At 68.6% G+C, this 24,722-nt stretch carries 25 protein-coding genes; 21 read left to right on the plus strand and 4 right to left on the minus strand.

Annotated elements, in window-relative coordinates; all coding sequences use genetic code 11:
* Positions 1–57: 57 nt before the first annotated feature.
* On the plus strand, positions 58–1,623 hold the full coding sequence (locus tag BST38_RS18445) for an MFS transporter (RefSeq protein ID WP_083144916.1): 1,566 nt from the start codon (positions 58–60) through the stop codon (positions 1,621–1,623).
* Positions 1,624–1,636: 13 nt separating this feature from the next.
* Here BST38_RS18445 and BST38_RS18450 read toward each other — a convergent pair whose 3' ends face one another.
* Positions 1,637–2,884: a cytochrome P450 gene (locus tag BST38_RS18450; protein ID WP_083144917.1), complete on the minus strand. Its 1,248-nt coding sequence runs from the start codon at positions 2,882–2,884 to the stop codon at positions 1,637–1,639.
* 71 nt (positions 2,885–2,955) lie between these two features.
* Between BST38_RS18450 and BST38_RS18455 the strand changes: the two genes are divergently transcribed.
* The 20 genes from BST38_RS18455 to BST38_RS18545 all read left to right on the plus strand — a co-directional run bounded on the left by BST38_RS18455 (position 2,956) and on the right by BST38_RS18545 (position 21,705).
* On the plus strand, positions 2,956–4,554 hold the full coding sequence (locus tag BST38_RS18455) for a carboxylesterase/lipase family protein (protein WP_083144918.1): 1,599 nt from the start codon (positions 2,956–2,958) through the stop codon (positions 4,552–4,554).
* Between the two features lie 288 nt (positions 4,555–4,842).
* On the plus strand, positions 4,843–5,148 hold the full coding sequence (rpsJ, locus tag BST38_RS18460) for a 30S ribosomal protein S10 (protein WP_003883485.1): 306 nt from the start codon (positions 4,843–4,845) through the stop codon (positions 5,146–5,148).
* A 15-nt stretch (positions 5,149–5,163) separates the two neighbouring features.
* Complete coding sequence (gene rplC, locus BST38_RS18465; protein WP_083144919.1) at positions 5,164–5,820, plus strand: 50S ribosomal protein L3; 657 nt, start codon at positions 5,164–5,166, stop codon at positions 5,818–5,820.
* Entirely contained in the window at positions 5,820–6,488 is a 669-nt protein-coding gene (gene rplD, locus BST38_RS18470; RefSeq protein WP_083144920.1) for a 50S ribosomal protein L4, read from the plus strand. Before rplC ends, rplD begins: the two co-directional genes overlap by 1 nt.
* Positions 6,488–6,790: a 50S ribosomal protein L23 gene (gene rplW / locus BST38_RS18475; RefSeq protein WP_083144921.1), complete on the plus strand. Its 303-nt coding sequence runs from the start codon at positions 6,488–6,490 to the stop codon at positions 6,788–6,790. The genes rplD and rplW overlap by 1 nt, the downstream gene beginning before the upstream one ends.
* Positions 6,791–6,825: 35 nt before the next feature.
* Positions 6,826–7,662, plus strand: a complete 837-nt coding sequence (rplB, locus tag BST38_RS18480) for a 50S ribosomal protein L2 (RefSeq protein WP_083144922.1) — start codon at positions 6,826–6,828, stop codon at positions 7,660–7,662.
* A 12-nt stretch (positions 7,663–7,674) separates the two neighbouring features.
* Positions 7,675–7,956, plus strand: coding sequence for a 30S ribosomal protein S19 (rpsS, locus tag BST38_RS18485; RefSeq protein ID WP_010908582.1), 282 nt, complete (start codon positions 7,675–7,677; stop codon positions 7,954–7,956).
* Between the two features lie 2 nt (positions 7,957–7,958).
* Positions 7,959–8,417 (plus strand): 50S ribosomal protein L22, encoded by a 459-nt coding sequence (gene rplV, locus BST38_RS18490; protein WP_083144923.1) that lies wholly within the window; start codon positions 7,959–7,961, stop codon positions 8,415–8,417.
* Complete coding sequence (gene rpsC / locus BST38_RS18495; protein ID WP_083144924.1) at positions 8,417–9,238, plus strand: 30S ribosomal protein S3; 822 nt, start codon at positions 8,417–8,419, stop codon at positions 9,236–9,238. Before rplV ends, rpsC begins: the two co-directional genes overlap by 1 nt.
* A gap of 2 nt (positions 9,239–9,240) precedes the next feature.
* A complete protein-coding gene (gene rplP / locus BST38_RS18500) occupies positions 9,241–9,657 on the plus strand; it encodes a 50S ribosomal protein L16 (protein ID WP_083144925.1) in 417 nt (138 codons plus the stop codon).
* Positions 9,657–9,890: a 50S ribosomal protein L29 gene (gene rpmC / locus BST38_RS18505; protein WP_083144926.1), complete on the plus strand. Its 234-nt coding sequence runs from the start codon at positions 9,657–9,659 to the stop codon at positions 9,888–9,890. Before rplP ends, rpmC begins: the two co-directional genes overlap by 1 nt.
* Complete coding sequence (rpsQ, locus tag BST38_RS18510) at positions 9,890–10,198, plus strand: 30S ribosomal protein S17 (protein ID WP_083144927.1); 309 nt, start codon at positions 9,890–9,892, stop codon at positions 10,196–10,198. The genes rpmC and rpsQ overlap by 1 nt, the downstream gene beginning before the upstream one ends.
* A 142-nt stretch (positions 10,199–10,340) precedes the next feature.
* Positions 10,341–12,209, plus strand: a complete 1,869-nt coding sequence (locus BST38_RS18515; protein WP_237160835.1) for a cellulose biosynthesis cyclic di-GMP-binding regulatory protein BcsB — start codon at positions 10,341–10,343, stop codon at positions 12,207–12,209.
* Position 12,210: 1 nt separating this feature from the next.
* Positions 12,211–13,719 carry a hypothetical protein gene (locus tag BST38_RS18520; protein ID WP_083144929.1) on the plus strand — a complete coding sequence of 503 codons (1,509 nt, stop codon included), beginning with the start codon at positions 12,211–12,213 and terminating at the stop codon, positions 13,717–13,719.
* The gene (locus tag BST38_RS18525) at positions 13,716–15,131 is read left to right on the plus strand and encodes a glycosyltransferase family 2 protein (RefSeq protein ID WP_083144930.1); all 1,416 of its coding nucleotides are present in this window, start codon (positions 13,716–13,718) and stop codon (positions 15,129–15,131) included. Before BST38_RS18520 ends, BST38_RS18525 begins: the two co-directional genes overlap by 4 nt.
* Entirely contained in the window at positions 15,128–16,804 is a 1,677-nt protein-coding gene (locus BST38_RS18530; protein ID WP_083144931.1) for an ABC transporter, read from the plus strand. Before BST38_RS18525 ends, BST38_RS18530 begins: the two co-directional genes overlap by 4 nt.
* 74 nt (positions 16,805–16,878) lie before the next feature.
* Positions 16,879–19,230 (plus strand): arylsulfatase, encoded by a 2,352-nt coding sequence (locus tag BST38_RS18535; RefSeq protein WP_083144932.1) that lies wholly within the window; start codon positions 16,879–16,881, stop codon positions 19,228–19,230.
* Between the two features lie 48 nt (positions 19,231–19,278).
* On the plus strand, positions 19,279–20,133 hold the full coding sequence (locus tag BST38_RS18540; protein ID WP_083144933.1) for a helix-turn-helix domain-containing protein: 855 nt from the start codon (positions 19,279–19,281) through the stop codon (positions 20,131–20,133).
* Between the two features lie 19 nt (positions 20,134–20,152).
* Positions 20,153–20,515, plus strand: a complete 363-nt coding sequence (locus tag BST38_RS29080) for a hypothetical protein (RefSeq protein ID WP_110781789.1) — start codon at positions 20,153–20,155, stop codon at positions 20,513–20,515.
* On the plus strand, positions 20,512–21,705 hold the full coding sequence (locus BST38_RS18545) for an alpha/beta hydrolase (RefSeq protein ID WP_110781796.1): 1,194 nt from the start codon (positions 20,512–20,514) through the stop codon (positions 21,703–21,705). The genes BST38_RS29080 and BST38_RS18545 overlap by 4 nt, the downstream gene beginning before the upstream one ends.
* On the opposite strand, the gene BST38_RS18550 is transcribed toward BST38_RS18545, so the two are convergent.
* Genes BST38_RS18550 through BST38_RS18560 form a run of 3 tightly spaced genes read right to left on the minus strand, consistent with a single transcriptional unit; the run spans position 21,641 to position 24,559 of the window.
* Entirely contained in the window at positions 21,641–22,240 is a 600-nt protein-coding gene (locus tag BST38_RS18550; protein ID WP_083144934.1) for a sigma-70 family RNA polymerase sigma factor, read from the minus strand. The genes BST38_RS18545 and BST38_RS18550 overlap by 65 nt on opposite strands.
* The gene (locus BST38_RS18555; RefSeq protein ID WP_083144935.1) at positions 22,200–22,988 is read right to left on the minus strand and encodes a YoaK family protein; all 789 of its coding nucleotides are present in this window, start codon (positions 22,986–22,988) and stop codon (positions 22,200–22,202) included. Before BST38_RS18555 ends, BST38_RS18550 begins: the two co-directional genes overlap by 41 nt.
* On the minus strand, positions 22,988–24,559 hold the full coding sequence (locus tag BST38_RS18560; protein ID WP_083144936.1) for a hypothetical protein: 1,572 nt from the start codon (positions 24,557–24,559) through the stop codon (positions 22,988–22,990). Before BST38_RS18560 ends, BST38_RS18555 begins: the two co-directional genes overlap by 1 nt.
* Positions 24,560–24,722: the final 163 nt, after the last annotated feature.

A 24,722-nucleotide genomic window follows, 5' to 3' on the forward strand; every position in this document is an offset into this window, starting at 1 on the left:
GAAGATGCGCGCTTTCGCGCGTTCTGCCGCGACGGGCGCGGCTACGCTCACCGACTCATGTGCGAGAGACCGCAGCGGGCGGGCTGGATACTGACGTGCCTGCTGGTGGCGGCCGCGGTGGCCAACATCAACATGTCCATCGCCAACGTCGCGCTCAACGACGTCGCGGTGGCACTCGACGCCACCCAGGACGAACAGAACCTCATCGCCGACGCGTTCACGATGGCGCTGGCCGCGACCGTGCTCTACCTCGGGGCGGTCGGCGACCGGTACGGGCGCAAGGCGCTGCTGCTGTGGGGTGCCGTGGTGTCCATTCCGGCCGCCGTGGTCGCGGCGTGGGCGCCGTCGGTCGAGGTGCTCGTCGCCGCCCGACTCGGTGGTGGTGTCGGCGCCGCCCTGCTGTTCCCGACCACGCTGTCGCTGATCTCGGTGCTGTGGTCGGGTCGCGCCCGGACCCGCGCCATCGCGCTGTGGTCGGGGATCGGGGGCAGCGCGGCGTTTCTGGGCAGTGTGGTCGCGGGGGCGCTGCTGCTCTGGTTCTGGTGGGGGTCGGTCTTCCTGCTCACCGCGCCGTTCGCGGCCGCGGTGCTGGTGCTCGGCAAGCTGGTGATCCCCGCCGACGGCGACCTCGCGACCGAACCGGTGGACCATCTGGGCGGACTGCTGTCGGTGATCGGCGTCGCCGCGCTGGTGCTCGGCGTCCAGGAGATCACCGGCGGCGTCAGCCCCGAGCTGATCGGGCTCTTCGTCACCGCACTCGTGGTGGCGGTGCTGTTCGTCGTGCGCCAGCGGCGCGCGCCCTATCCGCTGGTCGATCTGAAGCTGGCCGGGCAACCGACGTTTCTCGTCGCCGCCGTCGCCGGGGCGGTGTCGTTCGGCGCGCTCATCGGGGCCCTCTACATCGGCCAGCAGTTCACCGCGAACGTGTTGCAGTACGACACCTTCCAGTCAGCGGCGACGACCATTCCGGCCGCCGTGTTGTTCCTGGCCGGCTCTCCGCTGGCCAGCCGATGGATGACCGAGCGCGGCGGGCGATTCACACTGACGGCCGGAATTCTGTGCATGGGCGCCGGTTTCGTGATCATCGCGACGCTGTGGGCGCCGGGCGCCTCGGTCTGGGTGGTGCTGTTGCCCTACGCGATCCTGGGCGCCGGAACGGCGTTCGCCGGGGCGGCGGCGTCGACCGCGATCATGGGCAGCCTGCCGGCGAGCCGCGCCGGGATGGGGTCGTCGTTCACCGATCTCACCCGTGACTTCGGCGGCGCACTGGTGCAGGCGTCGATGGCGGCGGTGCTCACCGTCGTGTACTCGGGTTCGATGCTGGCCTCGTATGCCGCGCTGCCCGCCGAGGAGGCCCAGCGCACCAGCGCCGAAGCCGCCGAGGCGATCGCCGGGTCCTATCAGAAAGCCGAATCGGTGGCGGCCGAGTACCCGCCCGCCTCCGGCGACGGGTTGATGGCCGACGCCGCGGCCGCGTTCTCCGACGGGAAGACCTACGCGTTCGTCATCGCGATCGTGCTGGTGGCCGTCGCCCTGGCGGTGGTGTGGCGCTGGTATCCGCGGCGCGATCGGGAGGCCGCGGTCTTCGCCGGATACACCGAGGAGTTGGCTCCGAGCTCCTGACGCGGGAGTTGGCTCAGAGCTCGTAGCGGATCGGCAGGTGCTTGAGGCCGCCGACGAAGATCGTCGAGATGAAGTCCGGGTCGCCGGCCAGCTCGATGGACTTCAGCCGCGGGATCAGCTCGGAGAAGAAGCTGTTGATCTCCATCCGGGCCAGCGCGGCGCCGAGGCAGAAGTGCACGCCGTAGCCGAACGACAGGTGCTTGTTGGGGTCGCGGCCGACGTCGAAGCTCATCGGGTTCTCGAAGATCTCCTCGTCCCGGTTGGCCGACACGTAGGACAGCAGCACCGACTCGCCCTTCTTGATCGGCACGCCGCGCACCTCGGTGTCGGCGGTGGCGGTGCGCATGAACTCCTTGACCGGCGCGGTCCAGCGGATGATCTCCTCGACCGCGGTGCCCATCAGGCCCGGGTCGGCCTTCAGTCGCGCCAGCTGGTCCTGGTTCTCGATCAGCGCCAGCAGGCCACCCGAGATCGCGGCGCTGGTGGTGTCGTGGCCGGCGCTGGCGACGATCACGTAGTACGACAGGCAGTCGATGTCGTTGAGGTACTCGCCGTCGAGCTTGGCGTTGGCGATCGCCGACGCCAGATCCTCGGTCGGGTTCTCCCGGCGGTCGGCGGTCAGCTTGGTGAAGTAGCGGAAGAAGTCGGTGATGACCTCGTGCAGTTCCTCGGCGCTCTTGCCGCGGCTCAGCTCGTCGTCGTCGCCGCCGAACATCTCCTGGGTGAGCTTGAGCATGCGGCTGAAGTCCGACTCGGGCAGGCCGAGCAGCGACAGGATCACGTACAGCGGGAAGTTGACCGCGACCTCCTGGACGAAGTCGCACTCCGGCCCGATCTCGACCATCCGGTCGACGTATCGCTTGGCCAGTTCGTCCACGCGCTCCTTCAGTGCCCGCATCGCCTTGGGGCGGAACCAGTCCGCGCCGATCTTGCGGATGTCGCGGTGCAGCGGGTCGTCCATGTGGATCAGCGTGCGCAGGCCGCCGCCGTTGGCTAGGTTGGCCGCGGCCAGGTCGTCGGTCGCCTTGGTGTTCAGCATCGGCCGGGGCTCGTTGATCCAGAGCTCGTTGGCGCGCTCGATCGCCATCACGTCGGCGTGCTTCGTGACGGCCCAGAAGGGGTAGTAGTCGGGCACGTCCACGTAGGACACCGGTGCGTTCGCCCGTAGATGCGCTAGTGCTGCGTGCAACCGCGGCTCATCCGCATAGGCCCGGGGTTCGGCCAATACCTTCGCTGCGTCGTCGATAACCGGCGTGCTCATGTGCCCTCACTCGAAAGAAACTTGACGGGTGTCAAGTGAAGCATATGTGACCGCCGCTACTCTCGTAAATCATGATCTTCCGGGGGATCGTGCTGCTCGTCACACTGCTGGTGGTGGCGGCCTGCGGCCGCGGCGGGGCGGGCGGTCCCGAATCGGCCGGTGAGCCGTCCCCGGATCCCGCGCTGGTGCGGACCGCGGCGGGGATGCTGCGTGGTGTGGTCGCCGACGATCACCGACTGTTCGCCGGAATCCCCTATGCCGCGCCGCCTCTCGGTGATCTTCGCTGGCGTGACCCGCAGCCGGCGCCGGCCTGGGACGGCGTGCGCGACGCGACCGCGTTCGGCCCGCGCTGCATGCAACCTCTCGACGGTGACATCGAACTCGGCAAACAGACCGACGAGGACTGCCTGTCGCTGAACGTGTGGACCCCGCCGGTCCGCGGCGGCGAGGTCGGCGAACCGCGCGAAGCCAAGCCCGTCATGGTGTGGATCCACGGCGGCTCGTTCGTCGCCGGCAGCGGCGGCATCTACGACAGCCGCCGGCTGGTGTCCCGCGGCGACATCGTTGTCGTCACCATCAACTACCGGCTCGGCGCGCTCGGCTTCCTGGCGCACCCGGCGCTCGGGCGGCCGGGCGGGGTCGGCAATTACGGGCTCGCCGACCAGCAGGCCGCGCTGCGCTGGGTGCGCGACAACATCGCCGAGTTCGGGGGAGACCCGGCCAGGGTGACGATCGCCGGGGAGTCCGCCGGGGCGATGTCGGTCTGCGACCACCTCGTCGCGCCCGGCTCGAAGGGGCTCTTCGACGCGGCGATCATGATGAGCGCGCTGTGTCAGGCCCAACTCGGGCTGCCCGAGGCTGAGCAGCGAAGCGTCGCCTACGCCGCAGGCGCGGGATGCGCGGGCCCCGAGGCCGCGCGTTGCCTGCGTGCACTCGACGCGAACACGTTGCGCACCCCTGTCTGGTACTACGGCATCGGCGCCGACCAGCTCAGCGGCCCGGTCACCGGGTCCGCCGCGCTGCCCGTGGCCCCGCCCGACGCGTTCGCCGCCGGTGACGCGGCCGAGGTCCCGGTGCTGATCGGAACGACCCGCGACGAGTGGACGCTGTTCGTCGCGCTGCAGCATCTGCGCGCGGGCAAGGACTATGAACCCGCCGAGTACCCGGGTCTGCTGGCCGACACCTTCGGTGCCGACGCCCCGGCTGTGGAGGCCCGCTATCCGCTGGGCGCGTTCCCGGACGTCGCGCTCGCCTACGCGGCGACGGTCACCGACGGTGTGCTCGCCTGTGGCGGCGCGCGCTGGGCGCGCGATCTCGGTGATGGTGCCGATGTGTACTTCTACGAGTTCGACGACCGCAATCCGCCGACGCCCGATCCGCTGCGGACCCTGCCGTTCCCGGTCGGGGCGAGCCACGCCCTGGAGTTGCGCTATCTGTTCGACGTCGGGGGAGCGCCCCCGCCGGACCCCGCGCAGGTCAGACTCGGTGAGCAGATGGTCGACTACTGGGCGGCCTTCGTGAGGACCGGGGCACCTCGCGCCGGCGGTCAACCCGACTGGACCGAGTTCGGGCCCGAGGGCCGGGTGATGTCGCTGCGACCCGACGGCAGCCGCATGAGCGGCGACTTCGGCGCCGACCATCGGTGCGCGTTCTGGGACGGTCTGCGCTAGGCGCGAGCCGTCCGCCAGGGATTTGGAGCAGGCCGGGATCTGAGGCATACTGTTCGGGTTGCCTTGAGCCGGGACGGTGTGTGATTACGCCGGGCCGGCACGGGCATGCGACCAGCGCCCCTAGCGGGGCGTATCCGGTCCCCACCTCGATCGCGACGAAATTTGACGCGAATGAGCGTGCGTAAGGGCGACACGCCCGACCGCGGGGGTCGGTGAACCACAGACAGGTAAACAGCGGCGGCACAGCCAGGCCCATTCAGGGCCCGTTAGTAGTGAGGTAGGAGAAGCGTGGCGGGACAAAAGATCCGCATCAGGCTCAAGGCCTACGACCATGAGGCCATTGATGCCTCTGCACGCAAGATCGTCGAGACGGTCACCCGGACGGGCGCAAGTGTGGTCGGCCCTGTGCCGCTGCCGACCGAGAAGAACGTGTACTGCGTCATCAGGTCCCCGCACAAGTACAAGGACTCGCGAGAGCACTTCGAAATGCGGACGCACAAGCGGCTGATCGACATCCTCGACCCGACGCCCAAGACCGTTGACGCTCTGATGCGCATCGATCTGCCGGCCAGCGTCGACGTCAACATCCAGTAAAGGAATTCCCGAGAAATGGCTAGAAAAGGCATTCTGGGCACCAAGCTGGGCATGACGCAGGTGTTCGACGAGAACAACAAGGTCGTGCCGGTGACGGTCGTCAAGGCCGGGCCCAACGTTGTGACGCGCATCCGGACCCCGGAGCGTGACGGCTACAGCGCCGTGCAGCTCGCCTACGGCGAGATCAGCCCCCGCAAGGTGAACAAGCCCGTCACGGGTCAGTTCGCGGCCGCCGGTGTCAACCCGCGCCGCCACCTCGCCGAGTTGAGGCTCGCCGACAACGAAGACGCGGCTGCGCTCTACGAGGTCGGCCAGGAGCTGACCGCCGAGATCTTCGCCGACGGCGCGTACGTCGACGTGACCGGCACCAGCAAGGGCAAGGGCTTCGCCGGCACCATGAAGCGCCACGGTTTCAGGGGTCAAGGGGCGTCTCACGGCGCGCAGGCCGTGCACCGTCGGCCGGGCTCGATCGGTGGCTGCGCCACCCCGGGTCGCGTCTTCAAGGGCACGCGCATGTCGGGCCGGATGGGCCACGACCGCGTCACGACCCAGAACCTCAAGGTGCACAAGGTCGACGCCGAGAACGGCGTGCTGTTGATCAAGGGCGCCATCCCCGGACGTAACGGTGGACTGGTGGTTGTCCGCAGCGCAATCAAGCGAGGCGAGAAGTAATGGCTAACAAGACAATTGACGTAGTGACGCCGGCGGGCAAGAAGGACGGCACGGTTGAACTGCCGGCTGCGCTCTTCGACGTGGAGCCCAACATCGCGTTGATGCACCAGGTCGTGAACGCGCAGCTGGCCGCCAAGCGTCAGGGCACCCACTCGACCAAGACCCGCGGTGAGGTCTCCGGCGGTGGCAAGAAGCCGTACCGGCAGAAGGGCACCGGCCGCGCCCGTCAGGGTTCGACCCGTGCGCCGCAGTTCACCGGTGGTGGCGTCGTGCACGGCCCGCAGCCGCGCGACTACAGCCAGCGCACCCCGAAGAAGATGATCGCCGCCGCACTGCGCTGTGCACTCTCGGATCGGGCGCGCAACGACCGGATCCACGCGATCACCGAGGTCGTCGAGGGCCAGACCCCGTCGACCAAGAACGCCAAGGCGTTCCTGTCGACGCTGCTGGCCGACCGTGCGGTCGAGAAGAACCGGGTGCTGGTCGTGATCGGCCGCGCCGACGAGACCAGCGCGCTGAGCGTGCGCAACCTCGCCGGTGTGCATGTGATCTCGCCGGACCAGCTCAACACCTACGACGTCCTCAAGGCCGACGACGTGGTCTTCAGCGTCGAGGCCCTGAACGCGTACATCGCTGCGAACACCAAGACTGAGGAGGTGTCGGCCTGATGGCAAACGTGACCGATCCCCGCGACATCATCCTGTCCCCGGTGATCTCGGAGAAGTCCTACGCCCTGATCGAGGACAACGTGTACACGTTCATCGTGCACCCGGACTCGAACAAGACCCAGATCAAGATCGCCATCGAGAAGATCTTCAAGGTCAAGGTCGACTCGGTGAACACCGCCAACCGACCGGGCAAGCGCAAGCGCACCCGCACTGGCTTCGGCCAGCGCAAGGGCACCAAGCGCGCCATCGTCACGCTGGCCGCCGGAAGCAAGCCCATCGATCTGTTCGGAGCGCCGGCCTGATCGCCGGACACGACAAGAACAGGACTGAGTAGAAGATGGCTATTCGCAAGTACAAGCCGACGACCCCGGGCCGTCGCGGTTCGAGCGTCTCCGACTTCGCCGAGATCACCCGTGATCATCCGGAGAAGTCGTTGGTCCGCCCGCTGCACGGCAAGGGTGGGCGCAACGCCCACGGCCGCATCACCACCCGGCACAAGGGTGGCGGGCACAAGCGCGCCTACCGCGTCATCGACTTCCGTCGCCACGACAAGGACGGCGTCAACGCCAAGGTCGCGCACATCGAGTACGACCCGAACCGCACCGCGAACATCGCGCTGCTGCACTACCTGGACGGCGAGAAGCGCTACATCATCGCCCCCCAGGGTCTGAAGCAGGGTGCGATCATCGAGTCGGGCGCCAACGCCGACATCAAGCCGGGCAACAACCTGCCGCTGCGTAACATCCCCGCGGGCACGCTGATCCACGCCGTGGAGCTGCGTCCCGGTGGCGGTGCCAAGATGGCGCGCTCGGCCGGTGCGTCGATCCAGCTGCTGGGCAAGGAAGGCACCTACGCCTCGCTGCGTATGCCGTCCGGCGAGATCCGCCGCGTCGACGTGCGCTGCCGCGCCACCGTCGGCGAGGTCGGCAACGCCGAGCAGGCCAACATCAACTGGGGTAAGGCCGGCCGCATGCGGTGGAAGGGCAAGCGCCCGACCGTCCGTGGCGTCGTGATGAACCCGGTCGACCACCCGCACGGCGGCGGTGAGGGTAAGACCTCCGGCGGTCGCCACCCGGTGAGCCCGTGGGGTAAGCCCGAGGGCCGCACTCGCAAGCCGAACAAGGCGAGCGACAAGCTCATCGTCCGTCGCCGGCGCACCGGCAAGAAGCGCTAGGAGTAAATAGCGATGCCACGCAGCCTGAAGAAGGGCCCGTTCGTCGACGACCATCTGCTCAAGAAGGTCGACGTCCAGAACGAGAAGAACACCAAGCAGGTCATCAAGACCTGGTCCCGTCGCTCCACGATCATCCCCGACTTCATCGGGCACACCTTCGCCGTCCACGACGGTCGCAAGCACGTGCCGGTGTTCGTCACCGAGGCGATGGTCGGGCACAAGCTGGGCGAGTTCGCCCCCACCCGCACCTTCAAGGGTCACATCAAGGATGACCGGAAGGCCAAGAGGCGCTAGAGATGACAACTGCACTAAAAGGCACGGAATACCCGTCCGCGCAGGCGAAGGCGCGCTTCGTGCGCATCTCGCCGACCAAGGCGCGTCGCGTGATCAACCTGGTCCGCGGGAAGAGCGTCGAGGAAGCCCTCGACATCCTCCGCTGGGCTCCGCAGGCCGCCAGCGAGCCGGTCGCCAAGGTGATCGCCAGTGCCGCGGCCAACGCGCAGAACAACGAGGGCCTGGACCCGTCGACCCTGGTGGTCGCGACGGTCTACGCCGACGAGGGGCCGACCGCCAAGCGCATCCGGCCGCGTGCCCAGGGCCGCGCCTTCCGGATCCGCAAGCGCACCAGCCACATCACGGTGATCGTCGAGAGCCGTCCATCGAAGAAGGGCGGGCAGCAGGGCTCCGCCTCCAGCGCCCGTGCACGTCGTGCCCAGGCCAGCAAGGCAGCCAGCCAGAAGGAGGGCTCGGAGTAGTGGGCCAGAAGATCAATCCGCACGGCTTCCGTCTCGGCATCACCACCGATTGGAAGTCCCGCTGGTACGCCGATAAGCAGTACGCGGACTACATCAAGGAAGATGTTGCGATCCGCAAGCTGCTGGCCACCGGCCTGGAGCGCGCCGGCATCGCCGACGTCGAGATCGAGCGCACGCGTGACCGCGTCCGGGTGGACATCCACACCGCGCGTCCCGGCATCGTCATCGGCCGCCGCGGCACCGAGGCCGACCGCATCCGTGCCGACCTGGAGAAGCTGACCGGCAAGCAGGTCCAGCTGAACATCCTCGAGGTGAAGAACCCCGAGAGCCAGGCGCAGCTGGTCGCGCAGGGTGTCGCCGAGCAGCTGAGCAACCGTGTGGCGTTCCGCCGCGCGATGCGCAAGGCGATCCAGTCGGCGATGCGTCAGCCCAACGTCAAGGGCATCCGGGTGCAGTGCTCGGGCCGCCTCGGCGGCGCCGAGATGAGCCGCTCGGAGTTCTACCGCGAAGGTCGGGTGCCGCTGCACACGCTGCGCGCCGACATCGACTACGGCCTCTACGAGGCCAAGACCACCTTCGGCCGGATCGGCGTGAAGGTGTGGATCTACAAGGGCGACATCGTCGGTGGCAAGCGTGAGCTGACCGCCGCCGCGCCGGCCGCCGACCGTCCGCGTCGTGACCGTCCGTCGGGCACCCGCCCGCGCCGCAGCGGCGCGTCGGGTACCACCGCGACGAGCACCGACGCGGGGCGCGCCGCCACCGGTGAGGCGCCCGCCGCGGCCGACGCCGCGGCCGGTGCCGCTGAGAAAACGGAGAGCTGAGAATGCTGATTCCTCGTAAGGTCAAGCACCGCAAGCAGCACCACCCGAAGCAGCGCGGCGTCGCCAGCGGCGGCACCTCGGTGAGCTTCGGTGACTACGGCATCCAGGCCCTGGGCCATGCCTACATCACCAACCGGCAGATCGAGTCCGCTCGTATCGCCATCAACCGGCACATCAAGCGTGGCGGCAAGGTGTGGATCAACATCTTCCCGGACCGCCCGCTGACCAAGAAGCCCGCCGAGACCCGCATGGGTTCGGGTAAGGGTTCGCCGGAGTGGTGGGTCGCCAACGTCAAGCCCGGCCGGGTCCTGTTCGAGCTGAGCTACCCCGACGAGAAGATCGCCAGGGAAGCCCTGACCCGCGCCATCCACAAGCTGCCGATCAAGGCACGCATCGTCACAAGAGAGGAGCAGTTCTGATGGCTGTCGGAACCACCACCGGTGAACTGCGTGAGCTCAGCGACGACGAACTGACCGACAAGCTCCGCGAGTCGAAGGAAGAGCTGTTCAACCTGCGCTTCCAGATGGCGACCGGCCAGCTTGCCAACAACCGCCGGCTTCGTACCGTGCGGCAGGAAATTGCGCGCGTGTACACCGTGCTGCGTGAACGTGAGCTGGGTCTGGCCGCCGGACCCGGAGGTGAGGATTCGTAATGGCAGACACTCAGGCTGGGTCGAAGGGCCCGGCGCACACCCCGCGGACCGAGAAGCCGCGCGGCCGTCGCAAGACCGCCATCGGCTATGTCGTGTCGGACAAGATGCAGAAGACGATCGTCGTCGAGCTCGAGTCGCGTAAGAGCCACCCGCTGTATGGCAAGATCATCCGGACCACGACGAAGGTCAAGGCCCACGACGAGAACGGCGACGCCGGTGTCGGCGACCGCGTCTCGCTGATGGAGACCCGCCCGACGTCGGCCACCAAGCGCTGGCGTCTCGTCGAGGTGCTCGAAAAGGCCAAGTAACCGGCCCTGCTTTCATCCAGCTGCCCACCGCTTCGCGCGGTGGGCAGCGGTGTTTGTTATCCGAATTGCGCCGCGCCCGACGGGCCCGGTGTGATCCACGTAACATTTCCGTATGCGGTGGGTGGGGGGGTGCTTTTTGGCAGTGTGCGCCGTGCTGATGCCGGTCGTCGCGTCGTCTGCACCGCCCGCGCGCGCCGTTCCCCTGACCTTCGATGAGCTGGGGTCGGCGGGCCCGCTGGAGTTCTACGGTCAGGCCGGAACCACCACCGTGACCTTCCCGGTGCCGCCGGGCATGACCCCGACCGCACTGGACGCGACGCTGGAGCTCCCGGTCTTCCTGCGGTCGGCGGCCGTCACCGTGGTCCAGGATCGGCGCACCATCGCGCAGTTGGACGTGCCGCTGCTGCCGCGGGGCCCGGTGCGGATCCCCCTGGACGGTGTGGTCGTGGTCGAGAACGCGGTCACGATCACCCTCAACGCGTATCTCCTTCCACTGGACGGATACTGCGTGGACCCGAGCAATCCGTTGCGACTCGTCGACGGCGCTGTCGAGTTCGCCGGGGTCGAAACCGTGCCCGCCGCAGTCGCCGACTTCCTGCCTCCGGTCCTGCGCACGCTGACCATCGCCGTCCCGCCGGACCCGTCGCAGGCGGAGTCCGATGCCGCGGTGCGGTTGGCCACCGCGGTGACCTCCCGGTATCGGCAGCAGAACACCGGGGTGCAGATCACCGCATTGCCGCGCGGGCGGGTGCTGCCTGCCGCCGAGTCGGCGCCCTTCGAACGGCAGATTTCGATCACCGAGGGACCCGACAGCGGGCTGTCGCTGCAGGGCGGCCCGGGGATCCCGGTGCTGCTGATCTCGGGTCCGGCAGCCGAACTGGCAAATCAAACCCGGCTGCTCGCCAGTGACCTGCGCCGGCTGGCGATCAGCACCCGGGCCGTGGTGGGACCGTTGCGCGACGCCCCGCAGCTTCCCGGTGACACGACCACGTTGCGTGAACTCGGCGAGAACGAGTTGACGACGGAGGCGCTGGCCCCACGGGTGGTTTTCGGCATCGATCAGACCCGGTTGGGCAGGTCGGCCCACAATGTCCGGGTCCACCTGGTCGGGTCCTACACCCCGGTACCGGAGAACATCGGCGCCCAGGTCGTCGTCCGGACCGGTGGCGAGACCATCGACCGGTGGGTCGCCGACCGAGACGGCGTCATCGACCACTGGGTCGACATCCCCGACCGCCTGCTCCAGCGCTTCACCAACCTCGAAGTCGCGGTCGACATCACCGGCAACACCGGACGCTGCGGCGAGTTCCAGCCGCTCACCCTGTCCATCGACGGTGAGAGCACGGTGCAGAGCACCCCGGCGAGGCCTCCCGTGCCGCCGGGGCTGCAGTCACTCCCGCAGGCGTTGATGCCCCGCGTCGAGATCGGGATCGGCGACGACCGCTACGCCGACACCGCGCGAGCCGTGTCGATCATGACGGGGCTGCAGCGCCTCAGCGCGCTGCCCATCGACACGGTGGTCGTCGGTGTCCAGCAGGCTGTCGACAGCGGTGGCCCGGCCGTGCTGATCGCCGCCGACGGCTGGGACCGCGACGACATCACCCTGCCGGTCTCGGTGTCAGAGGATGAGCTCACCGTCGAGGGCGCCGACACGTCGGGCGCCGCCGTGACGCTGCGCCTCGATCCGGCCGTCGGGTTCGGAGCGCTTCAGTGGGTCTTCGACGGCCGCCGGTCTCTGCTGGTCGCGACCTCCAACGGCGCGCCGCGTCAGCTCGACCAGTTGCTCCGCTGGCTCGACGAGGACCCCGCGCGCTGGCCGCGGCTCTACGGAAGCGCGGTCATCTCGGCCCCCGGCCGCACCCCCGTGACGGTACCGGCCCCGGCCGTCACGGCGCAGGCCGCGCCGCGGGATTCCGGGGGCGGTGGCACCGTGCCGATCTGGGTGGCCGCGGGTGTCTTCGCCGCCGCGGTGGTCACCGGAGCACTGTTGCTGCGGCGGCGACGAGGGTGAGATGACCCCGCCGGTCGAGGCGCCGCCCGCGGAATCCCCGCCGATCGCCGGCGTGGTGGGGGACCCGACGCTGAGCCGACTGGTGCGATGGGCGCTCATCGCCGCCATCACCGTCCTGGCCTTTGCCGATTCCCTGCGCATTTCGCTGGACAACACGCGGGTGAACGGCATCAACGGCTACACCTGGATCATTCCGGCGTCCGCGGTGCTGGCCGCCGGTGGTCTCGCCCGCCGCAAGGCCGCTGCGGCGCGCATCGACGATCGGCAGACCGACGTGATCGTCGCGGTGATGGTGCTGACGTTCGCGGTGCTGGTGTACGGGGTCCTGACGCCGCGCTACGCCGCCTTCTACTTGATGCTGCGGCTGGACCTGGTCGCGATGGTGCTGTTCGTCGTCGGGGCAGGCATCCTGCTGTTCGGGTTGCGTGCGGTGGTCCGGTTCAATCCGGTCTGGGCGATGACGATCCTGGCGCTGCCCTGGGGGTACCACATCGCGGTGATCGAATTGGGCGGCGGCAAAACGGCCGGGGGTGTGGCCGCCCTGATGATCACCGCGGCCGCCACCGCGATCGCGGTGGGGACCGACGATCTGCGCGTGGCCGCGGCCGCGGCCGTCGCGTGGTCGGTGGGGCCGCTGGCGCTCCTGGTGATCGTCGCGCTGCGCCCGGACACGTCGCTGCTGCTCTATCAGCAGATACCCACGCTCGCCTCGATCGTGTGCGTCAGCGCGGTGCTGCTCGTGCAGCCGCGCCCGGTGCCGGCGGCGGCCGCCACCCGCACCGATCCGCTGACCACCACCGATGTGTGGTGGGGCTCGCTGCTGGTCGCGGCCGTCGGGATCGCCGTAGCCGCGATTCCGCTGCCGCCGGGCACCCGACTGCCCCCGCTACCGCAGTCCGACGGAATCGTCGTGGGGCAGCTCCCCGCGCCTCCGGCCGGCTGGCACGTGGTCGAGACCGGCTCCTACGACGTCGCCCGGCGTCTCTACGGCGGCAACGCCACGCTGGACCGGCAGAAGTTGGTCGCCGACGTCGGCAACCCGGAGTGGGACAAATTCGGCAGGCCCCGCACGGTAGTGGTCGACACCGTCACCACGGACTGGCCGATGTCACTACGGGTCTTCCCTCCCCAGGTGCTCTTCGCCGTCAACGAGCGGCTGAGCGAGCGGCGCAGAGTGGACCTCGGCCACGGGGTCACTGGCGAGTTGCTGACCGCCGTCGACGACGACCTGCTGCTCACCTGGAGTCTGCTCGAATTCGAGTGGGGCAAGGACGGCCTGGCACAGAGATTCATCGTCGCCTCGGTGGACAACCACGAACCCGACGCTCCGTTCCCGGAACCCAACGGCGCGGCGGGCAAAACCCTCAGCCAGATATTCGCCATCTTCTTCCGTGGATCCTCGGTCGTCTACGACGAGACCTCGTCGTTCAAGGACGCCGACATGCTCACCGAATTCGGCCGGGGATTCGTCGAGGCCCAGATGCACTCTGCGGCAGCGGGATCGCGATGACCGTCGACGAGCCACGCGCGCTGCACCGGGCCGTCAACGGGCTGCTCGAACAGGACCCGATGCGGTCCGCGGCGCTGCCGCTGATGGGTTGGCAGCGGCCCGCGCTGTGGGTCGTCCTGGTGGCCGTCGCTGTTGGCGTGGTGTTCTGGCCGCAGGCCACCGCGATCATCCTGGTCGGGCTCTGCACCGCGGCATACGTGTTCACGATCCTCGACCGGGTGCTGATCTTCCGGCACGGGCTGGCGACGCGGGCCATCGTCGTCACCGACGACGAGGCGCGGTCGATACCGGACTCCGAGCTGCCGTCCTACACCGTGCTGGTGCCGGCGTTCCGGGAGCCCGAGGTCATCGGCGAATTGATCGCCGGGATGGCCGCGCTGGAGTACCCGAAGGACAAGCTGCAGATCCTGCTGCTGTTGGAGGCCGACGACGAGATCACCATCTCGGCGGCCCGTCGGTGCGCGGAGGTGGAGTTCGTCGAGGTGGTGCTGGTGCCGCCGGCAGAACCCCGGACCAAGCCGAAGGCCTGCAACTACGGACTGGAGTTCGCCACCGGGGAGATCATCACCATCTACGACGCCGAGGACAGGCCGGATCCGCTGCAGTTGCGCCGGGTGGCCGCGGTGTTCCGCCGGGCCGGGGACGACGTCGTCTGCGTGCAGGCGCGCCTGGCGTTCTACAACGGGCAGCAGAACTGGCTGACCGGCTGTTTCACCGCGGAATACGGGCTGTGGTTCGGCTATCTGCTACCGGGGATGTCGAGCACCGACACCCCGATCCCGCTGGGCGGCACCTCGAACCACCTGCTGGCCTCGGCGCTGGACAGCGTCGGCGCATGGGATCCCTACAACGTCACCGAGGACGCCGACCTGGGCCTGCGGATCGCCGCGAACGGGTTCGTCACTGCGGTGGTCGAGTCCACGACGCTGGAGGAGGCCAACAGCGACTACATCAACTGGATCCGCCAGCGATCCCGGTGGTACAAGGGCTATCTGCAGACCTGGCTGGTGGAGATGCGCCGGCCCCGGCAACTGCTGCGCACGCTCGGCGTGCGGGCCTTCATCCGCTTCAACCTGATCCTCGGCGGGACCCCTGTGGTCGCGGTGCTCAACCTGTTCTTCTGGCTCATCACCGTGCTGTGGTTCCTCGGCCAGCCCGCCGCCGTCGCCGCGGTGTTCCCGGCGTTCGTGTACTTCCCGGCACTGGTGTGCCTGGTGCTGGGCAATCTCGCGATGATCTACCTGAACCTGGTCGCCCTGCGCGAGGACGACCGGCCCGATCTGTTGTTGTCGGCACTGACCGTGCCGCTGTTCTGGGTGTTGATGAGCGTGGCCGCGGCCAAGGGGCTCTACCAGCTGATCCGTAATCCGTCGTACTGGGAGAAGACCGTTCACGGCCTGGCCGGGCGATGAGGGACGTCTCCGATCGGCGACTCAAGGCAGTCGTGTTCGTGGTGGCCTTCGCCGGCTACACCGCGGCGGGGTATTGGTTGCAGGTGCGCCAGGGTTTCCTCCTCGGCGACGCGCTGTCGCGCACGGCTGCCGCCCAGGGCGTGCTGTTCAGTCGCGAACCGCATTTGGCCGCAATCGGTTTCATCTTCACGCCGCTGACCGCGATGGTGCAGCTGCCGCTGGTGGCGCTGGCATCGTGGTGGCCGGACATCACGGCGCGGGCCTTCGCCGGAACGGTGATGTCGGCGGCGTTCATGGCCGGCGCGTCGGTGCAGATCCTGTCGATGGGCAATGACCGTGGCCTGCCGCGGCGCTACACCCTGCTCATCACCGCGCTGTTCGCGTGCCACCCGATGATCGTGTTCTACGGATCCAATGGGATGAGCGAAGCGCCGTTCGTGTTCTTCCTGATCTGGGCGGTGCGCCGGCTGACGATGTGGATGGTCGACGACGACGTGCACCACTTGATCGCCGCCGGCGCCGTCGCGATGGGCCTGGCCTACCTGACGCGCTATGACGCGGCGGCGTGTGTTGCCGCCGTGGGTGTGCTGGTCGGGGCGACCACCTATCTGCGCGCCCGGGAGGGGCCTCGGCTCAAGCGCGCGCTGCTCGACGTCGTCCTGGTCAGCGGACCCGGGATCGCCGCGGTCCTGGGCTGGGCGGCGGCCAGCTGGTTGATCACCGGGGAGGCACTGGCTCAGTTCAGCTCGCAATACGGCAACGCCGCGATTCTCGAACAGTCCGGTGGCGGCGCGGCGAACATCGTTGCCGGACTGGGGTACTCGGGGGTCTGTCTGCTGCTGCTGGCGCCGACGTTGGTGCCGCTGCTGGGGTGTGCCGCGGTCACCGGCCTGCGCCGCCCGACCCGCCAGATGCTGCTGCCGCCGATCCTGATCTTCGGAGCGGCGCTGGCGTTTCAGACCCTGACGTACGCCACCGGCGGTACGTTCCCGTTCCTGCGGTTCTACATCGTGGCGGTACCGTTCGCGGCGTGCATGGCCTTGCTCGTCGTCCCCGACGGCGTGCTGAGGACACCGACCCGGCGCGGCCGCCACGCGCCGGACATCCCGCCACCCGAGGCGGTCCCGTCGTACCGCGCGGGTTTGGTGGCCGCGGTGCTGTTCGCGGTCTGCCTGCCGGTGGCCGGCTGGGGGATGAGCCTGCCGGCCTACGCCCCGCAGGAGTTCGCGCTGGCGGCGGTGCTGCGGCCCGACCCCGACGATACGAGTCCACGCAAGGAGGAACAGCGCCGTATCGCGGCGACCTTCGCCACCGAACGGGAGCTGGCGCAGTACCTGGACGGCCTCGGGTTGCCGCCGAGTTCGGTGATCACCGACACCATGTACGGGTTCGCCGTGGTCGTGGCCTCACGTAAGCCGAAAACTTTTGTCGTGCCGTCGGATAGAGATTTCGTGAAGTTGCTCAACACGCCCTCGGCCTCCGGTATCCGGTACCTGCTGGCGGTGCCGAACACCGGACGCGGCACCGCGGACGCGCTCAATCTGCGCTATCCGACGCTCTACGACACCGGATCGGATGTGGCCACTCTGGAACTCGAGATCCCCAATTCGGGAGCCTATCAGCCGGACTACCGGCTCTACCGGGTCAACGAACCGGTGCCGGTGCCGGGCTGACAAGTCGGTGACGGCGGGGGCGGCCATCGGAGGTTCTCGGCCTCGATCTGGGGAGCTCGGGGTAATCTCCGTGCGTGACGACGGAGTTCAACGGCAAGATCGAGCTCGACATCCGGGATTCGGAACCGGACTGGGGGCCGTTCGCCGCACCGACCGCCCAGCCTGATGCGCCCAACGTCCTCTATCTGGTCTGGGACGACATCGGCATCGCGACGTGGGACTGCTTCGGCGGACTCGTCGACATGCCGGCGATGTCGCGGATCGCCCAACGTGGGGTTCGGCTCTCACAGTTCCACACCACCGCGCTGTGCTCACCCACCCGGGCGTCGCTGCTGACCGGCCGCAACGCGACCACCGTCGGCATGGCGACCATCGAGGAGTTCACCGACGGTTTCCCGAACTGCAACGGGCGCATCCCGTTTGACACCGCGCTGCTGTCGGAGGTGCTCGCCGAGAACGGCTACAACACCTACTGCATCGGCAAGTGGCATCTGACGCCGCTGGAGGAGTCGAATCTGGCCGCGACCAAACGGCACTGGCCGCTGTCCCGCGGTTTCGAGCGGTTCTACGGGTTCATGGGCGGCGAGACCGACCAGTGGTATCCCGACCTGATGTACGACAACCACCCCGTCGCGCCACCGGCCACGCCGGAGCAGGGGTATCACCTGTCGAAGGACCTGGCCGACAAGACCATCGAGTTCATCCGTGACTCCAAGGTGATCGCGCCGGACAAGCCGTGGTTCTCCTACGTGTGCCCCGGAGCGGGGCACGCGCCCCATCACGTGTTCAAGGAATGGGCGGACCGGTATGCCGGGCGCTTCGACATGGGCTACGAGCTCTACCGCGAGATCGTGCTGGAGAACCAGAAGCGCCTCGGCATCGTCCCCCCGGACACCGAGTTGTCCCCGATCAACCCGTACCTCGACGTAAAGGGCCCGGACGGGCAGGACTGGCCGGCGCAGGACACGGTTCGGCCCTGGGAGTCGCTCAGCGACGACGAGAAGCGGTTGTTCGCACGGATGGCCGAGGTGTTCGCCGGGTTCCTGTCCTACACCGACGCCCAGATCGGGCGGGTCCTGGACTACCTGGAAGAGTCCGGGCAGCTCGACAACACGATCATCGTCGTCATCTCCGACAACGGCGCCAGCGGGGAGGGCGGGCCGAACGGGTCGGTCAACGAGGTCAAATTCTTCAACGGCTACATCGATGCGGTCGAGGAGAGCCTCAAGGCCTTCGACGACCTCGGTGGGACCGAGACCTACAACCATTACCCGATCGGTTGGGCGATGGCGTTCAACACCCCGTACAAGTTGTTCAAGCGCTACGCATCCCACGAAGGCGGGATCGCGGACACGGCGATCATCTCGTGGCCCAAGGGAATCGCCGCACACGGCGAGGTCCGGGACAACTACGTCAACGTCGCCGACATCACCCCGACGGTGTACGACCTGCTCGACATCACTCCGCCCGCCACGGTCCGCGGAGTCGCCCAGAAGCCACTCGACGGCGTGAGTTTCAAAGTGGCACTGGAGAATCCGACTGCGCCGACCGGCAAGGAGACGCAGTTCTACACGATGCTGGGCACCCGCGGGATCTGGCACAAGGGCTGGTTCGCCAGCGCCGTGCACGCGGCGTCGCCGGCGGGCTGGTCGCACTTCGACCAGGACCGCTGGGAGCTCTATCACGTCGACTCCGACCGCAGCCAGTGTCACGACCTGGCCGCCCAGCATCCGGAGAAGCTGGAGGAGCTCAAGGCGCTGTGGTTCGCCGAGGCCGAGAAGTACAACGGTCTGCCGTTGAGCGATCTGAACATCCTGGAGACCATGTCGCGGTGGCGGCCGTATCTGACCGGCGAGCGTGCCTCCTATGTCTACTATCCGGGAACGGCCGACGTCGGGATGGGCGCGGTGGTCGAGATCCACGGCAGGTCCTTCGCGGTCCTGGCCGACGTGACGATCGACGACGGCGGTGCCGAGGGTGTGATCGTCAAACACGGCGGGGCGCACGGCGGGTACGTGATGTACGTGCAGGGCGGGCGGTTGCACTTCTGCTACAACTTCCTCGGCGAGTACGACCAGACGCTGGCCGCGCCGGATCCGATCCCGGCGGGCGTGCACACGCTGGGCTTCTCCTACACGCTGACCGGCACCGCCGAGGGCAGCCACACCCCGGTCGGGGACGCCGCCCTCTTCATCGACGGCGCGCTGGTCGCGAGCCTCGCTGAAATGCGTTCGCATCCGGGAACGTTTGGACTTGCAGGGGCAACCCTCGGCGTCGGGCGCAACTCGGGGTCTGCGGTGTCGTCGGCGTACCGGGCACCGTTCCCGTTCACCGGCGGCACCATCGCCCGGGTCGGCATCGACGTGTCGGGCCACCCGTACGTCGACCTGGAGCGTGAGTTCGCCCGCGCCTTCGCGAAAGACTGATCTCCCGCGACATGCAATATATTGCGTCCCCTCGGGGTTTATCTGTGCATGACCAACAGCAGCGTGCTCGGGAGCTTTCTCCGCTGGCACCGCCATCGATTGACGCCGCAGGACGTCGGGCTGCCTGACCACGGGAGGCGACGGGTGCCGGGGCTGCGCCGCGAGGAGGTGGCCCAGCTCGCCGGCATCAGCACCGAGTACTACATCCGGCTCGAACAGGGCCGGGAGCGCTCGCCGTCGGTCGCCGTCGTCGACGCGCTCGCCGATGCGCTGCGCCTCGACGCGGACGAGGCAACCCATCTGCATCGCCTGACCCGGCCGGCGTCCCGGCGCGGCGGCGTCGCCCACTCCAGGGTGCCCGACGGCGTGGTGCTGCTGATCGACCAGCTGGAGTTGCCCGCGATACTCGTGGACCGCTACATGGACGTCGTGGCCTCCAACTCGCGGGCCCAGCTGCTGTTCCCGAACATGGAGCCGGACACCAGCCGGTTGCACGCGGTGTTCCTCGACCCCCGCGAACGGGACTTCTGGGTCGACTGGGAACAGGCCGCCGCCGACAGCGTCGCGCAGTTACGGGCCGACATCGGCAACGAGTGCGAATCACCGCGGGCCCAGGCCCTGATCGGCGATCTGCGCCAGCGCTCCCGGCACTTCTGCCGGCTGTGGTCCCGGCAGGAGGTCCAGCAGCGCGCGGTGAGCCCGGTGCGGGTGCGTCACTGCGACGTCGGGGAGCTGGAACTTCATCGTGAGAAGTTCGCCGTCACCGGCGCCGAACGACTCCACCTCTACGTCTACTTCGCCGCTGCGGACTCGATGTCGGCGTGCCGGCTCGCGCGGCTGTGGCACAGGGAGAGTGGCAGTGCCGTTACCAGGAATGATCCGGTCTGGATGGGATCGCGCTGATCACCCCAGACTGGCCGGCGTGTATTCCGGTCGGCACGACGATGAGCGTATCCAGGATTCAGCCCGCGAGTGGCAGAAACTTCAACTCGGCGTATTGGGTTTCGTCGGGCTCTGCGGTGTTCTCACCGACGGCGGTGACGGGCGGGCCCGCCCGCCGTGGTTGGCGCAATTCGGGGCGATCTCGGCGCTCGCCGGGTTCCTCCTCGCGGCGCTGGGCGTGGTGTTCGTCGCCACCGTCGCGCAGCCGGTGGCGGGTCGACCGGTGCCCAGAAGTGTTGCGGTACAACGCTTGACCGTCGGTGTCGTGATCACCCTCGGTGCCACCGCGCTGACGGCGCTGGCGGCTCTGACCTGGTGGTGGCCGCAGGTGGGACCGCGGTGAGAACGGCGGAGATCGTATTCGGCGAGTTCGTGCTGGACTCGCAGCGTTACGAGTTGCGGCGCGACGGTCAGGCCGTCCCGGTGGAGCCGCAGGTGTTCGACGTGCTGGCCGTGCTGGTGGTCAACCGTCGACGCTGTGTGACCAAACAGGAGCTGTTCGAGGCGGTGTGGGGCGGAAAGTTCGTCGGCGAGGCCGCGTTGTCGAGCCGCATCATGGCGGCCCGGCGTGCGCTCGGTGACGACGGGGAGTCCCAGCGGTACATCAAGACGGTGCGCGGGCGCGGCTACCAGTTCGTCGGTACCGTCACCGATCCCGCCGTCGAGCCATCCTCCGGCGACGTCGCGCCGACGGTCGAGCAGCGCGTCGCGTTCTGCCGCGCCGCCGACGGACTGCGGCTGGCCTACGCGGTGGCGGGGGAGGGCCCGCCGCTGGTGCGCGCAGGCAACTGGATGACGCATCTGCGCTACGACGTGGAGAGCCCGGTGTGGCGGCACTGGGTGCGCGATCTGTCCCAGCGGTACCGCTACATCCGTTACGACGAACGAGGATGCGGTCTCTCGGACTGGGATGCACCGGGATTCACCTTCGACGACTGGGTCGATGATCTGGCCTCGGTGGTCGACTCCCTCGAATTGGACCGTTTCCCGTTGCTCGGTGTCTCCCAGGGCGGTGCCGTGGCCGTCGCCTACGCCGCGCGCCACCCCGAACGGGTGTCACGGCTGGTGCTCTGCGGGGCGTACGCGCGCGGGCGTGCGGTGCGCGCGGTCGGGCCGGAGGAACGGCGTGCGGCCGCACTGGATCTCGACCTTGCACGGGTTGGTTGGGGCCATGACGATCCGGCCTTCCGGCAGGTGTTCGCCGCGCAGTTCATCCCCGGGGGCACACGGGAGGACTGGAACTCCTTCGACCATCTGCAGCGCCGTACCACCTCGGCCGAGAACGCGGTGCGTTTCCTGGAGCAGTTCGCTCACATCGACGTCCGCGACCTCGCCGGCCAGGTGGCCTGCCCGACGCTGGTGATGCACGCCCGCGGTGACCGCCGGGTGCCCCTGCAGTACGGGGAGGAGTTGGCCACGCTGATCCCGCGGGCGCGGTTCGTCCCGCTCGAGGGCGACAACCACCTGCTCACGGCCGACGAGCCGGCATGGGGGACTTTTTGCGCGGAGCTGGACGCGTTCCTGGCTGGCTGAGCCGGCGGCGCAGCTGGGCCCGGCCACGGTGCATCCGCGACATCACCGTGCCCTCGGGGACTCCCATCACCCGGGCGACCTCGCGGCACGACATGCCCTCGACCGCGGTGTAATAGACCGTCAGGCGCATCGGCTCGGAGAGCTCGGCCAGCGCCGCGACGAGCCGGTCGTCAGCGATGTCGCGCAGCACGAGCTCCTCTGCGGACACCGCCCCGGTGTCTCCGTCTTGGAACTCCGCGGTCAATGTTTCGGCGGGACGGCACTGGGCGGCACGGTATTTCGCGATCCACGTGTTACGCAGGATGCTCAGCAGCCAGGCCTTCAGGTAGGGATCCGGCCCGAGCCTGGGAAAGGCGCGATACGCCTTGAGGAGTGTCTCCTGGACCAGATCCTCGGCGTCGGCGGCGTTTCCGGTGTAGCCGTACGCGCGCCGCTTCAGCATCGGAGCCAGGCTCAGGGCCGCGCGCTCGAACTCGGTGTCATCCGCGCGCTGTTCACGTTGTGGTGCAGCGCATTTCGGAGTCGTTGTCGTCATCACGAAGATGATCCTGCGCCGGAGCGCGCCGCGGTGCTTGGAGACTGTGTGGAGATCGCGTGGAGAGATCGGACCCGCGCGGGGCCGACAACCGCAGGTGCCCGAGCACCGCGACGGCCGCGGTGAGCACGGCCGCCAGGCCGAACGGCACCGCCACGTGCACCCGGAGCAGGGCCGCGCCCGCGACGGCGCCGGCGAAGATCACCGCGATCGCCACCAGCCGGCGGTTGAACACCGCGCCGCGCCCGCCGCGGGTCCACGTTTCCCCGGCCAGCGAGGCGAGAGTGGAGGTGACCACCACCGTGGTCATGTCGGCGACCGCGACGGTGCGCGCGACCATCGCCTGGGATCCCATCACCGCCGCCGTCGCCGCGGCCATCACGATCTGCAGCGCCGTCCCGAGGTGACTGCCCGCCAGGACCGCCGCCACCGCCAGTGCCGAGAGCGTGGCCGCCCCGACCGACAGCAGCACGGTCACCCGGTGGTGCCAGCCCGGACCGCGGGGCTCGCCGCGGCCGCGCAGCACCAGGCCGGCGAGATAGGCCGCGGCGGTGAACGCCGCCAGCGCGATCGCCGGGCCGAGCACGGGCAGTTCGTCGGCGCCGGCCACACCCATGCCCAGGATCACGATGTTGCCCGTCATGTTCCCGGTGAACACCCGGTCCAGGGCCAGGAAGCCGACCGCGTCGACCACGCCGGTGACGAACGTCAGCACCACGGTGGCGGCCAGCGCGAGGGTCTGGCGCATCAGAACGCGATGATCGCGAACAGCGTGGACAGCACGAGCCCGGCCATCACCGGCAGGAAGCACTTGCGGGCCAGCGTGAGCACCGGAACCCGGGCGAAGCCGGCCACGGCGACCAGCGAGGACCACGCCACCAATGTGCCGCCGCCCGACCAGATGTTGCCCATCTGCCCGATCGCGGCCAGCGTCGACGGATCCATTCCCGCCGCGCTGCCGAGGGCGCCCGACAGCGACCCGGTCAGCGGCAACCCGCTGAAGCCGGACCCCTCCAGGCCGGCGATCACGCCGACGAACATCACCGTGAACGCGACCACGAACGCGTTCGGCGCGACGTGCGAGAGCCCCGCGTTGATGAGATCGAACAGCAACGCGGGACCGGTGGCGTCCTCGGGCATGCCGAGGATGCGGGCCGAGAAGTCGCCGTTGCCGATGAAGAAGAAGCCGGCGATCGGCAGCACGATACCCATCGCCTTGAACGCGAACACCAGGCCGTCGACCACGTGCTGCGAGGAGGCCTCCAGGCAGGCCCGGCGGCTGTTGGTCAGACACGCCGCGAACAGGATCATCGCCGCGATTCCCCCGACGATGCCTGCGGCGTCACCGCCCTTGAGTGGCGGCACCGCGGCGGTGAACTTTCCCAGCAGCAGGTAGACGATGAACACCAGGTAAGCGGCGGGCACGAGGATCGCAAACGCCTTGGCCGCCAGGGGCTTCGGGGAGCTGTCAGGCTCCGCGGCCGACGTGTCGCGCACGATCGTGGCCGTCGGGGCCCCGACCCCGCCGGCGGCGGCGCGCGCAGCAGGCGGGACGGGCGCGGCAGCCCCGCCCGCGGCAGGCGCCGGTTCTCCGCCGTCGGGCGTGCCGTCATCCGAAGCGGTCACACCGAACTTGTCGGCCTTGTTCTCCCAGGCGACGAGCAACTCCGGCGACGGAGCACGCCAGGTCCGGCGCTGGGTGAGGTAGGTGATGACCAATGCGGTGAAGCCCACGATGAGCGAGAGCACGAGGGCCTTGTCGGCCACGCTGTCGGTGTCGACGCCGGCTGCTGTCGCCGAGATGCCGGGGGCCACCTTGATGATGTAGTCCGACGACAACGCCATGCCCTGTCCCGCGATCGCGATGACCATGCCCACCGACAGCGGGCTCAGCCCGGCCCGGATCGCGACCGGGATCAGCACCGCGCCGACCAGAGGGACTGCCGGGGTGGGCCAGAAGAACAGCGAGATCACATAGGTGATGAGCGCGAGCATCACGAAACTGCTTGTGCCCGCCCGCATCACACGGCGGAACGGGGTGACCATCAGGCGGTCGGCGCCCATCTCGCGCAGCGCGCCGAGCATCGCGGTGACCAGCGCGATGATCAGGAAGATGTTGAACAGTTCGTGCGCGGCGACCAGGCTGGCGTTGAAGATCGACGACAGTCCGGTGATGACGCTGCCGGAGAACACCCACGCGGTCAGGAATGTCGCCATGACCGCGGGGACGACGATGTTCTTGCGCAATGCCATCGTGAGAAGGATGACGATGATGCCGGCGAGGTATATCCAGTGCGCCGCGCCCAGATGAGTCTGCATCCGACGGCCTTTCGCTCACAACTGCTCATGGGCTGTGCAGTCTGATGGGGGAATGCTCGGCGCGATACGAGCGTGGGTCAACGCACAGAGTGCACACCGCTGTGACAGTCCCTCTGTGCAATATGCTCGCCGGTTGTCGGCCACATGTCCCGGCGTTTCGGCC

The sequence above is a fragment of the Mycolicibacterium parafortuitum genome, from assembly GCF_002086815.1.
GTDB lineage: Bacteria > Actinomycetota > Actinomycetes > Mycobacteriales > Mycobacteriaceae > Mycobacterium > Mycobacterium parafortuitum.